We start from the raw sequence: 11,959 nt of genomic DNA, 5'->3' as shown, positions 1-11,959 counted from the left end.
CTATAAGTTTTACAAGAAATGACGTAAATCCGCTCCACCTCGGCATGAAAAATTTATAAAATACGTATATATACAGTGAATCCATTCATAAATAATATCATTGAGAATGATATATAAAAACGGCAATTCACTTATCCATTTTTAAATTAACCCATGAAGATGAGGGAAACTATGTGTACTCTTTGGCTGATATTTTTAGGCGACTCCCGCCGTTCTAGTCTCATACATCAATCAATCATCCCCAATGAATCCATGTGTGCGCCACGCTGCACGCACTATAGGGCAGGATCGTCTACCGGGGCGGGGTCAGTCCACTTACAGTCAGAATTGCCAAATTAATGAAAAAGTAATTTTGAAAGTTAAATTTGAACAGCGGCCACCAGAGGAACCCGGCAAATAGCCACTGGTTGTTATCTAGGCTATAGTGGCGGAAAAGCCTAACAAGATATAGGGTGGCATCATGAGCCAAACTCGAAACCAGCAAGCCTACCAACGGGGCATTTGGGCAGCCCGCATGTGGAAGCATCTTAAAAGCACGATTTTGAGATGGGATACATTCTGTGTGTCTAAAGCTCGTAAGTACAGACTTCCGACTTGGTTAGGCCATGTACCCATCACTTGTTTAGTTACCGTATCTGCCATTAGTGGCCTAACGAGTGGATTACTGGTAGCCATTGTAATTTTGTTTGGCTGGGCGCTTTTACTGCTCCCTTCCATGATGGAATTGCTCAGGCCTACAGTAAATGTAAAAATTACTAATCGGGAAGAAAAGAGCCATAAATATAATTATGGCTCTAATGGTTCAAACGGATCTGATGGCTCTACAGGATCCTAACTATTTACCTCCTGAGGCAACTTTTGAAACAGCGGCGTCACCGACAAGCCCGCCTGTTTGTTGAGACTTAGATGTTCCATCAGTGACCATGCGGGAAAGTTCACCAATTCGAACACCAGCCCATGAAAATGCTGCAAGCCATACAGCTGGCAGAACCAAAAACATACATCCCATCACCAGATTCATGATCAAGTCGTCAGAACTATTCTGAAAACCAGCCACGTTCCAACGACTATGTGTATCCGAGCCGTAAAGCGCTTCCAGTAACCAACTGTCAAGCCAGCGCGCCAGCTCCCACCAGAACGTCAGGAAGTGCAGCGCAAACACCACGAACGTCACGGTTATCACCGTCTTGTACTCGTAGGCCGCAAATGCCAGGATAAGTGGCACCATGATATAGACCGCCATCAGCAGTACCGCCTGCACCATCGGCAACGCCTGACGCATGGCATCAAATGCCGGATATGCCGCCAGGCTCCCCAGCGCGGTTCCGCCCAGTGACGCGAGCCGGTTAACCGAGTTGTCCAGGGTGAAATCTGCATTGCCGCCGTAACCGGCATAAGCGCGTCCGCCCTGGGAGACCGTCAGGTTATCCGGGCTGACCAGGCGACGCACCACGGCCTCCTTATAATCTGCATCCGGTTGCCCCATCATCTTCAGCGCGGCAGACATCCGCAGCATGACGCCCGGGTCAACCTGTTTCACCACGCGGGCTTCCAGCCCCGTTTCGCCGGCTGACCACCACTCGCTGCAGGTCGGGTATCCGCCTCTCCCGGTGTTTGGCCGACCGCTGTCCCGCCCCTCATTCCAGGGGAAGCTGGCGCGCGGCGTTTTGGACTGCAGGTTGTTGTAGTACCCACCGTTCAGGAAAGTTTTCGACCCCAGCCACTCGATATCACGTAACGTGGCCTTGTCGGTTGTTTGTCCCTGGTCGCGGTTCTGCCAGGTATACAGCGCCAGCGCGTAGCAATCGTTGGTGAAGTCCTGCAGCTCCTTCGCAAGCCCCGGGTTATTGACCCGGCTGTGCTGAACCTCAAAACGCACCTGCCGCAGGTCCGGTCGACACGGGATCGTGGCCACGGCCGCCGACGTGATCCCCTTCGACAGTTTATGCACCACCAACCACCACACCGGCACCTTCGCCGTCTGGCCGTTCATACTCGACATGATGTTGGCGTAGCCCGTTTCATCCGGCTTTTTCGGTGTCCAGGTACCACAGGTCGCCGCCCGGCTGCTGTCATACTTGATGGTGTCCAGGCTGACATTCATCAGCGGCAGACAGCAGGCCAGCATCACAAAGAATGCCCCGTAGAGCAGGTTTTCGATGCGTGGCAAAGACAGCATCCCTTTGTTGCCCTCATCCTCCCCTTCCTCTCGCACCTTAAGCCAGATGGCTGCCACCTTGAACAGCAACGGCAGTACAAACAGCCCCGTACTGACCAGCAACTCCCACAGGCCATTGTTAATCAGCCAGCCGAGCAGCGTCAGGAAATACTCCAGATAGCTGTTGGTCATCATAAGGTCAGCCCTCCACCAAAGAGACTGTATTCACAGGCCAGGGCAAATACCGCGCAAGCGATGGCCATGCGCTTGAGAGGTTGCCGGTATTCCGGTTTGCAGCCCGGCGCATGCCAGATTTTCCAGAATCCCCAAGCCAACGCGGCGTATAGCGCCAGGCGCCAGCTCAGCCAGCCATAACGGGTGCTGTACACCCAGTCACGTAGCGCGGCACTCTCTCCTGGGTGATTGACACCCCAGTGAGCCATGCCCAGCGCGACAATCATCGCTATCACCAACATGCCCAACATCTGCAGAACACGCTTAGCCCGCAGACCGAATCGGCGTTCCCTGGCGGGCGTCACCACTTTTTTCTCTGTTCCGGTCATTGATTCATCCTCACGATTACTGGTCGCTTTCCGGCACGGCCAACTGGTTGAACTTGGTATCCGGGCTGTCAACCGACTGACGTTGCGGGTTGGTTTCCGCCCGGTTGTTCTCCCTGTCGATGATGGTCAGCACCGCGTTACGCGCAATCTCACGCTTCATCTCCATCTCGTTCTTGAGCGCCGTGATCTCACGATCCAGCGCCTCGATACGCCGATCGCCTTCTTCAATCGCGACTTTCTGCGCAGAGGCGTTCGGCTCAGACATCCCGGTGGTGATCATGCGCCGCATGATAAAGGCTGTTTCGATGGTATCCGCCATCGCCAGTTCACTGGCCAGACGCCCAACCAGAGCGGCATTATCCGGATCGCGCTGCAGTGCCTTGATAACGCCGGCGGTCACCGCCAGGCTGCCCGTTTTGAGTTTGGCCAGGTTGCCCGCGGTGGGTTTTTCTGCCCCGTTGACCAGTCTGGCCAACTGTTCGTTATTCGCCTTGGTTGCCTCTTCCAGCATCGGCGCAAAACCTGTACCGGCTACGGTGCTGCCTGGCTGTTCGGTCCCTTCGCCACTGGTGCATTGCGCTGCATCTTTACAGGTGCGCAGCGAGGTGTCGCCCAACACCTTCACCACAGCGGCTGCCGCTTCTTCACTGCTGGCATATTTGGTACAGGCTCCGCCGGTACAGCTGCTGCCGGATACGTTGGAGGTACTGGTGACCGGCAACGCATTCATCATGTTGTAGCCGGCTGCAGCCAGATCGTGCGTTGGCTTAATCGCCGGCTGACCGGCGCCGCCGCGCTTCTGTCCACCGATCCAGGTCTGGCCTGATTGTCCGGTCACTTTCTCGGTGGCGTTCATCGATCGGATCGCATCCGCATCCCCGTTGTTGACCAGGCTTTTGGCCTCCTCCATCGCCGCCGCCTGGCTCCAGCCGCCGGTATCCACCATATCCATCATCCGTTTGGAGAGGTTCTGGCAATTGAGCTGGGCTTTGTCGAATGCCACGTTGGCCTGCAATACCCCGTTTGTCAGCATTTCATACAAGCCAGGGTTAGCACGCTGGATAGCCATCGCCGGCAGACTGGCTACCGCACCGGTAGCACCCTGAATAACGTTGCCCATCAGGCTCTTGAACCCGTCCGTCACGCCATTGAGCTGGTTACCGATGGTGCTCTTCAGGTCGAAGTTGCCGCACATCAAATCCGAGCTCCAGCCCAGATTCATCCCCAGGCGCTGCATATTGCCACGCGTCGCCGGCTGCGATATCACCGAGCCTCCGCCCAGGGAATAGAACAGCTTGTCCGAGACCGCGCCGCTAGCGTTCTTCCCGTAACCGATATTGCTGTCATTCACCTGGGGCAGTGAAATGCCAAACAGGGTGCCGTTATCGTCATTGTCGTTAGCGTGCGCATTCACGCTGGCCAATGCCATACTGCTGACAACCAACAGAGACAGCAGGCTGCACCGTCCCCAGAGAGATTTATTCATCGTGTTATTCATCATTCATGCCTCAGAAATCTGTGCTGTAGAGGAAACGCTGCCCGCGGCGCTGGCAGCAGCTATAGGGTTGCCACAGGGCAAAGGCAGCGTTCGCATCCGCGGCCGGCGGATGTTCACCGTCCGGGAACACAGCGCAGGACTGGCTCAGTTGAGGTGCCAGGCGTTGCCATTTGTGGTTGCTGGTTCCGGTATTTTCCTGAACCGCACCTGGTGGCCAGTACCCTTCCGAGCGTTGGCCCATCAGGGGCTGGTAGACGTGCGGCTGACCAGTTCGAGTAATGATGTCCGCCACACGCTGTGCCACCAGAGCACCCGCCTTGTCGTCATCAACCTGAGTCACAAATCCCGAACGGGGATAGACGTTGCCCCACATATTCGCGGCTGCCTGACTACCAACCTCGCGCTGACCGGGGATCAACGCCTCCGGATACAATGATTCCGGCATGCCAGTACGCCATGCCAGGCTGTCCAGCGTGCTGAGGAAATACGGCACGAAGGGGGTCGCCGCACTGCGGCACGAATAGCCGGCAATGCTGCCGCCAATCAGGGTCGTCGCCGGATGGCCAATGGCATTGGCATACTTGAAGTGAAGGTTGGTTTTGCGCTGCCCGGGGGTTTTCAGCTCATTGTTGCCGCCGCCGGCAGCAACACCGCCCAGTGCGCTGGTGATACTGCTCTCGAGTCCGCCGGCGGCCTGACTGACCATCGACATCTCACGCCACGGATTGCCTCCCGGGGTGTTATACGCCGACACCACCGCCTCCGGGATGAAATGGCTAACTTTGACCGAAGTTCGGACAGTGCAGCCGCCCCAACTGCAGAACAACCAGTAGCAAATACCGCTGACGCGCCAGCTGATGCAGGACTGCGACACCGCACTGGCAACAATCTGTGCGCTGTTGAGCGCGGCATTCGCCGCCGGCACGCCGGCCGCAGACAGCATCATGGCTACACCGAGGGATTTAAGGGTCAGCCGGGGTTGTCCGGAAGACGCCAACTGCAAGGGAAATCGTTGCATGTCACTGGCCCTCCAGTGACTTCGCGCGCAACGCGGTGGCCCGGGCGATATCAGCGGTGCCATACACCACATCCCGATCGTCAAACACGACCGCGGGGACTTTTTTGACGCCCAGTTCCCAGGCGCGCACCACCGCACGGTAAACCGTCGCCAGCTCCTGTTCATGCGCCTGCCATTGTGGTGACTGCAGTACGGCTTGCGCCTGCCGCTGCGCTTCATCCGGGTTCGACGACAGTGCGCCGAAGAGCTGCGTCTGCAACTGCTCCGGACCGTCAAGATAAATCACGGTCACGGAAGCATCATTATTCGTCGGAGGATGGTGGGAATCGGTATACAGTACCGTGCCGGCAAGCACCGATGCCGGCATCAGCAGAGGAAACAACGTCAGCAACGTGCTGATTTTCATGGCGTGCACTCCTGCGTGGATAGAATCCACACAGGGTGCTATGACGTGGTCAGAAAGGCAGCAAAGAAGTCTTTATTCGATTACAAAAGTTTCCCTATGTTCAGTCCTGGAAATCATCGTTTTCGATGTAATAGCGGACCGCTTGAAGAAGTTCCACACGCCCAGAAGCCGGGCTGTGCTCTAATTTATTGTCAATAATCGCCTTAAAGATTGGCGCTTCAAGGAAAGTGCCGTAGTTATCTTCAAAATCCATTTCTTCGTCTTCGTTTTCAGCAATATAATAACTACCTTTGACTATATCCTCTTCAGAAGAAAGGCTGAACGATGGCGAGACATACAGCCAACCTACATCAGGCAAGCCATCTTTCATTTGCAGCAACTCATCAAAACCATTAATAACAATCATTTAAATCTCCACTATTTTCTGCAGGATGTCCCGCCGCCCCATTTATTACGACCACCAGTTCCATCCGGATGGTAGATTTTATGGTAACTTTTATGATCATTAAAATCTGCCAACTGCAGTGAACCAGGGGAATCACCGTGGTGCCACGTCATTCCTTTAGGTGATGATCCTCTGAATTGACCATTTCTCATCGGTTGAACGTGCTCCACAACACCTGGGTATTTAACTTGTAACTCTCGTTTAAAGTCAGGGTCTACTTGCAAACGCTTATATACCGACTCATTTGCACGGCTAAAGTGCTCTTTATCCGTCATTGTATACTCTGAAGGATCCAAAGTATGTTCATGGAATATATGGTACTTCCCTAAACCACGTTCACCCTCGCCGCGGTATAGCCCTAGTGGGTCAATCCATCCCAGTGGATTCGGCGCATACTGATACAGGTTCAACCCGCCACGCAACCCGATCGGATCCTGCGTGGTAAAACGCCCCACTTCAGGTTCATAGTAACGGAACAGGTTGTAGTGCAGCCCGCTTTCGTCGTCTTGGTATTGACCGGCATATCTCAGCGGCTGATCGTAGACGACCCCATTGCGTTGTTCGACGCCGGCGGCCGTCTGTCCCTGTAGCTTGCCAAAGGTGTCGTAGTTGCCCGACCAGCAAAGGTTACCTTCGACGTCGGTAACTTCCAGCGGCGCGCTGTTGAGGTCGGTGTGCAGCCAGTAGATGTCGGCCTGTTTGCCATCACCCGCCTGTTCGAGCGCGGCCAGCGGCGTCCAGGCACTGGCAGGATCGTAGCTCCAGGTTCTGCGCGTGCCGTTGTCCCGCTGCTCCTGCAGCAGCCGGTAGCCCTCCCACAGAAAACGCGTCGTTACCGGCGCTTTACCTTTGTAGGTAACCATTTTGCGTGTGCGGCGTCCCAGCGCATCGTAGTGATACTGCGCGTCGAACTCGCCCCCAGGCCCCCGGCCGCGCGCCTGTATCAGGCGGTTATCGGCATCGTAACGGTAATGCTGTTCATACATCCCGTTCCGCCGGCTGATCAGGTTGCCCCAGGCGTCGTAACGGTAGAATAGCTGCTGCCAGTACGTCAGACGATTGCCGGCGATCGGCGCCAGCGGTAAATGCCTGTCGACATCGTCATTTGGGCTTCGCCAGCCCAGCAGATTATCGGCACCGTCATACACCAGACGGTTACCGGCCTTGCCCTGGTGGCTTTCCCGATGCTGCAGCAGGCGCCCTTCAGCGTCATACCCGTAGTGCACCTCGCCGCGCAGCGCATCACTGACACCCTCAAGTTCGCCACGGCCGGTATAGCGGAACACCCGCCACAGCACGCCATCTTCCGGTTTGGTTATCTGCCCGTGGCTGAGAGCACTACTTTGCCAGCTGCGGCGCCCCAGCACATCGTACTGCCGCTGCTGATGCAGCGCGCCCTGCGTACGGCCGGTTTCCCGGTGCAGGCGATCGCGGGTGAACTCGCTAACCAGTTGTTGATTGAACTTGATGGCGCTGGCATGTCCGGAACCATAGTACAGCCACTGCAGTTGGTCGCCCTGCGGTAGCGTCAACGCTTGCAGGTTGGCCAGCGCATCCCATTGGTACTGCAGCTCGCCGTTGACCCCTTGTTCGGCCAGCAGATTGCCGGCTTTGTCGTAGCGCAGCTGCACACTGTCCGGCTCGATGCCCAGCTCGGCGCCGGCAACGGTTGGCGTGCGCGTCAGGCAGCTCATACGCCCCACGGCATCATACTGATAGTGCCATTCGGCGCTGTCGTTGCTGCGCCAGGTTAATTGACCCGCTTCGTCATAGCGGAATCGGTGCAGGCGCTGCGCCGGCGGTGCAGTGGGATCCTGTGGCCCGGTTTCCCGGTGTTCGGTCAGTTGGCCATCGGGGCCATAACGGTAAAAATGATCGGTATTGTCCGGGCGACGCTCGGCCGTCAGCCGGCCAACGGCATCGTGACTGAAGTGATATTCCCCACCGTTGCCGTTCTCAATGTTGGTCAACCAGCCGCGGCAGTTGTAGTGGTACCGACGCGTACGCTTGATGCGGTCGGTGATGCTGACCGGCTGGCCCAGCAGGTTGTACTGCCAGTGCGTCTCGCTACCGAGCGGGTCATGGTGTACGGCCAGCTGCCCCTGCACGTTCCAGGCAAACCGCTCTTCACTGCCGTCCGGATGGAGCAACGTCTGTAACCGGCCGGCGCGGTCCCAGCCATATCGGGTCAGGTTTCCTTCCGCGTCGGTGCGGTGCGTCAGCTGGCCTAATGCGTCATAGGCGTAGGCGGTCACGCTGCCAGAGCAGTCAGTGTAGCGCGTCAGCAACCCTTGCGCGTTCCATGCCAGTTTCACCTCACCACCCTGCGCATCAATAATGCTCTCTGGCAGGCTTTCTTCATCGTCGGAATACCGGTAACGGGTGATGTTACCCAACGCATCAATCTGCTGCGTCGGACGTCCCAGGGTATCCCAATGCTGGAACACCTGGCTGCCTTCCGACCAGGTCACCGAGAACAGGCGCCCGCTGTTGCGGGAATACTGGTAAGTAGTGGTACGCCCCAGCGGGTCGGTTTCGCTCAGCAAGCGGCCGTAACGGTCCCATTCACTCTGGCGCTGCGCGCCGCCCGGGAGCACCACACCGCACAGTTCATCGCGCTCATAGATAAATGCCGTTTTTCTACCGTCAAAATCCGTAAACTGCGCCACGTTGTTGTCGTCATCCAGTTGCCACATCGCCTGTTTGCCGTCATCACGCACGGCCCGGCGCACGCCGCCGGCAAAATCATAGTGCAAGGACAGTTCTTCGCCGGCGCTGTGGCGCCAGGCAATCACCCGGGGCAATCCCTCAATCTCCTGCCACAGATATTCATTCAACAAACCCTGGCGATCCTGATGGCTGGCCATGAGTCCATCACGCCAGGTAAAACGCCGGGTAACTTCGCCGGCGCGGTTGCTGACGTCAACCAGTTGCCCCTCATCATCGTAACCATAGTGCACCAGCGGCAGCTCGCCGTCCGGGGTATACAGCAGCACGGTGCTCAGCCGGGACAGCCCATTGGTGGTTGTCAGGTAGCGGCACACCAGTCGCTGGCCGGCGCTGTCGACCAGCTCGCTCAGCCGGCCGTGGTCGTCGTGGAACAGAGAAATCGCGTTGCCGGTGAGGTCAGTCATCATCTGCAGCTGGCTCGGCTCATCACTCAACGCCGGGTAGTGCCAGCTCTGCTCGCTGACGTCGAATACCTGCCAACTGCCGTCTGCGTTGTGCATCAGCCAGCATTTTTCGGCTTCGCAGTAGGTTTTGTGCCCGCGCGCGACCATCGGGAAAGAGACATAGTCGCCGGACGGCGCGCGCCACACCAGGCCGTCCTGATACGGCTGCAGGCTGCTCTCCCAGAACAGGCTCCAGCCGCACCCCAGCACGCTCTCTGCCGGATTGCCGCTGCGCCAGTAACGCTGCCACTCGACCGGCAGGCGCGACGGCAGCACAAAATCCAGCTCGTCATCACCGGACAAGAACTTCTGCCCGCTGATAATATCGACCGGCCGGGCGATAATGCCGGCAGCGGCCGTGGCAGTCATCAAGGTGCCAAAACGGCAGGCAATGCGCCCCAGCTTATTGATGCCGGGCAGCTTGCCGAGCATCTTGCCCAAGGCGCCCAGTTTGCCGGCGGCGCCGCCCACGCCGCCTACCAGGCCGGCGAACAGCAACGTCAGGTCAGAGACCTTGTACAGCCAATCCGGCACTTCGGGCTTGATCGGCAGCGTGGTCACCGTACCGCCGCCGATAAACACGTTGGGCGAGCCTTCCATCACCTGCGCGTCGCAGTTGGTTTTGTCCCCTACGCGCGAGGCGGGCTGGCCGTTGATGCTGACCTTGTCGGAACCCTGCGCCATCTGCATGCTCGGGCCGTCGTCGCTGCAGGCCACCTGGCTGTTGGTGGCGAGCGCGGCGGGTTTGCCGTTGATGAAGACGTTGGGGGAGCCGGTGACGATATTGCCTTTGGGGGTCAGGCTACCGGCACCGGCGTCGGCAATGCCGTCGCGCGCCGCGGTGGCCGCCTCCCCGGTGAGATACCCCACCGCCAGGCTGGCGCCGATGAGCAACACGCCAACGCCAATACAGGAAGCCGCCAGGCCGGCGACGAACAGCGCACCCGCCGCCACCGCGCCTGCGGCGGCGATCAGGCCGCCGACAAGGGTGCCGGCAATCATGCCGGCCAGGGCATGGGAATGCCCGATGGTATCGCCGACGCGGGCCGCTTCGGTCATCGTAAGGTCCTTTTACGTGAAGAGTTCATCGTTAAGCCGCCCGGTAGCTGCTCAGCACCTGCAACAGCAGCGCATCGTCTTGCGGCGTCAGCTTACGCGCCATCGCCAGGGTAAACACCAGCACCCGGCCCCCCGCCAGCGCGAACACCACCTGGTTTTGCCAGATGCGTTTGCCGTCGCGCAGGTAGCTGGCGCGCACCCACTCGCCGGCTGCCAGCCCGTCGCCCAACGTCGCAGGTTCGCGGCTTTTTAACGCCCAGCCCTTCAGGCTTTGACCCAACGCTGCCAGCTGACGGCTAAGGGTAAATCAACCATCTCTAAATCTGTCAGGTAAGAAACCCTTGAATCCATCACACAAAGGCTGCTGCAATCCCAGCAGCCATGTTTGTGGCAAATAGCCTGAGAGCCCCTGCCCTAGAAATCTGGCGACTCTCGATCTGAATACCAACGATTTGCACGGCATCCACCATAGCCTTTTCAAAGACAGTGCACGTCCCTACGGGCCTCGGGACATCGCTTGGCTGAGCCGGATAGGCTAGTGCCACTAGGTTGCATCCAGTAGCCTTGGAGAAGGCTAAGGCCTCATAGATATCGGCTTCACTGATACGAAGTTGTCCCTTTTCCACATGGCCCTTGTACTTGGCATCTAGCAGCATCCTAGGCTTTGTTCCATCGGGCCCAATCACACAGTCTGGGTACACTGAAAGCTTGCTCACAGCACCGGTACTCATCCTGATTTTGGCGCCCAACGGGTAACCCTTTTGGGGCACTACAGCACTGCGACCAAAACCCAATCGAGCAGCCACCGTTAATAGATCTTCCCACACGCGCCAGGTATTCACTAAATAACCAGGGGCATGGGCCTGTCCTTGCTTATAGTTGAGCCCTAGACCTCCGAGCACATCGATAGACAGCTCATGCAGCGGCCTCCACGCTCGGTGCCGTGCAGGAATAGGGTTTCGACGGTTAGTAGAAACTTTCTGAGGCAAAAGGTCTTCGATCAACCGCACCAGCGAACTTGCGGCTGACGGGTCACTTACTTCAGGGAGCAACTGCTTGGCTGCTGCTACGATGTCCCCATTCCACTCGTTCTTGCGATCAAAACGAATTAGCTCTTGCTCAAAACCATCAGGTGAAGGAAAGATGAGCTCTACAGGATCAGGATCTCCATCAATGAAGAAATCAGCTTCATGCACCCTACGATAGCTGCGCAGTGGCCGGCGTTTACGGGTCTCGTACATGCTCGTGATGGAACGAGCTACTAGCGTAGACAAGTCCCTTGGAGCACCACCTGATGACGATAAACGTTCGGAAGCCAAGAGCCGCCCGTGACGTGAAAGCGTAGAGAGGAAAAAGAAATCCTCACGCCACACAGCATCGGTGTCGTCGAGCCCCAAAAACTTGGGAGCGACTTCCAGCTCTAGTGAAGGTGCCAGGCGAATGAGGCCTGCAAAGTCGATAACCCGTGTGCCTTTGGCATCCACCCTGATAGGGTTGTAGTTAAGCCTCAGGCTCGACGCAGCACGGCTCCCAGCCTCCAATAAAAGGCTGTTGGCCTTCACACGATCCCCCCCAATCGCGTCAACAATCGCACGACTCAGGTCAACGGGTGTACCGTATTCAACAAGAGACAGTCGTG

Annotated in this window: 9 protein-coding genes and 1 pseudogene; 1 reads left to right on the top strand and 9 read right to left on the bottom strand. The window is 57.4% G+C overall.

Annotated features, from left to right (window positions below; all coding sequences use genetic code 11):
* Positions 1 to 460 precede the first annotated feature (460 nt).
* Positions 461 to 835 carry a hypothetical protein gene (locus tag ACJ8IL_RS19235; protein ID WP_206357873.1) on the top strand — a complete coding sequence of 125 codons (375 nt, stop codon included), beginning with the start codon at positions 461 to 463 and terminating at the stop codon, positions 833 to 835.
* On the opposite strand, the gene ACJ8IL_RS19230 is transcribed toward ACJ8IL_RS19235, so the two are convergent.
* The 9 genes and pseudogenes from ACJ8IL_RS19230 to ACJ8IL_RS19190 form a co-directional block, all read right to left on the bottom strand.
* Positions 836 to 2,353, bottom strand: a complete 1,518-nt coding sequence (locus ACJ8IL_RS19230; RefSeq protein ID WP_442516758.1) for a conjugal transfer protein TraG N-terminal domain-containing protein — start codon at positions 2,351 to 2,353, stop codon at positions 836 to 838.
* Positions 2,350 to 2,721, bottom strand: coding sequence for a hypothetical protein (locus ACJ8IL_RS19225; protein WP_211130598.1), 372 nt, complete (start codon positions 2,719 to 2,721; stop codon positions 2,350 to 2,352). Before ACJ8IL_RS19225 ends, ACJ8IL_RS19230 begins: the two co-directional genes overlap by 4 nt.
* 16 nt (positions 2,722 to 2,737) lie before the next feature.
* Positions 2,738 to 4,219, bottom strand: a complete 1,482-nt coding sequence (locus ACJ8IL_RS19220; protein WP_442516760.1) for an integrating conjugative element protein — start codon at positions 4,217 to 4,219, stop codon at positions 2,738 to 2,740.
* A 10-nt stretch (positions 4,220 to 4,229) separates the two neighbouring features.
* Positions 4,230 to 5,237 (bottom strand): TIGR03756 family integrating conjugative element protein, encoded by a 1,008-nt coding sequence (locus tag ACJ8IL_RS19215; protein WP_442516757.1) that lies wholly within the window; start codon positions 5,235 to 5,237, stop codon positions 4,230 to 4,232.
* Between the two features lies 1 nt (position 5,238).
* Positions 5,239 to 5,643, bottom strand: a complete 405-nt coding sequence (locus ACJ8IL_RS19210) for a TIGR03757 family integrating conjugative element protein (protein WP_060558333.1) — start codon at positions 5,641 to 5,643, stop codon at positions 5,239 to 5,241.
* Positions 5,644 to 5,743: 100 nt separating this feature from the next.
* The gene (locus ACJ8IL_RS19205) at positions 5,744 to 6,049 is read right to left on the bottom strand and encodes a DUF7716 domain-containing protein (RefSeq protein WP_139569312.1); all 306 of its coding nucleotides are present in this window, start codon (positions 6,047 to 6,049) and stop codon (positions 5,744 to 5,746) included.
* Positions 6,050 to 6,060: 11 nt separating this feature from the next.
* Positions 6,061 to 10,320 carry an RHS repeat-associated core domain-containing protein gene (locus ACJ8IL_RS19200; RefSeq protein WP_442516756.1) on the bottom strand — a complete coding sequence of 1,420 codons (4,260 nt, stop codon included), beginning with the start codon at positions 10,318 to 10,320 and terminating at the stop codon, positions 6,061 to 6,063.
* A gap of 31 nt (positions 10,321 to 10,351) precedes the next feature.
* A pseudogene (locus ACJ8IL_RS19195) lies at positions 10,352 to 10,621 on the bottom strand (DcrB-related protein); the annotation flags it as partial.
* Positions 10,622 to 10,670: 49 nt separating this feature from the next.
* A complete protein-coding gene (locus ACJ8IL_RS19190) occupies positions 10,671 to 11,882 on the bottom strand; it encodes a 5-methylcytosine restriction system specificity protein McrC (protein WP_442516755.1) in 1,212 nt (403 codons plus the stop codon).
* Positions 11,883 to 11,959: the final 77 nt, after the last annotated feature.

It is taken from the genome of Serratia sp. CY47444 (genome assembly GCF_052168635.1).
Classification (GTDB): Bacteria; Pseudomonadota; Gammaproteobacteria; order Enterobacterales; family Enterobacteriaceae; genus Serratia; species Serratia bockelmannii.
This window is presented reverse-complemented; position numbering and strand designations above follow the sequence as displayed.

Excerpts from the sequence above, each read along its gene's own strand:
- ACJ8IL_RS19210 (WP_060558333.1), bottom strand. The coding sequence starts at position 5,643 with ATGAAAATCAGCACGTTGCTGACGTTGTTTCCTCTGCTGATGCCGGCA.
- ACJ8IL_RS19200 (WP_442516756.1), bottom strand. The coding sequence starts at position 10,320 with ATGACCGAAGCGGCCCGCGTCGGCGATACCATCGGGCATTCCCATGCC.
- ACJ8IL_RS19230 (WP_442516758.1), bottom strand. The coding sequence starts at position 2,353 with ATGATGACCAACAGCTATCTGGAGTATTTCCTGACGCTGCTCGGCTGG.
- ACJ8IL_RS19225 (WP_211130598.1), bottom strand. The coding sequence starts at position 2,721 with ATGACCGGAACAGAGAAAAAAGTGGTGACGCCCGCCAGGGAACGCCGA.
- ACJ8IL_RS19220 (WP_442516760.1), bottom strand. The coding sequence starts at position 4,219 with ATGAATAACACGATGAATAAATCTCTCTGGGGACGGTGCAGCCTGCTG.
- ACJ8IL_RS19215 (WP_442516757.1), bottom strand. The coding sequence starts at position 5,237 with ATGCAACGATTTCCCTTGCAGTTGGCGTCTTCCGGACAACCCCGGCTG.
- ACJ8IL_RS19205 (WP_139569312.1), bottom strand. The coding sequence starts at position 6,049 with ATGATTGTTATTAATGGTTTTGATGAGTTGCTGCAAATGAAAGATGGC.
- ACJ8IL_RS19235 (WP_206357873.1), top strand. The coding sequence starts at position 461 with ATGAGCCAAACTCGAAACCAGCAAGCCTACCAACGGGGCATTTGGGCA.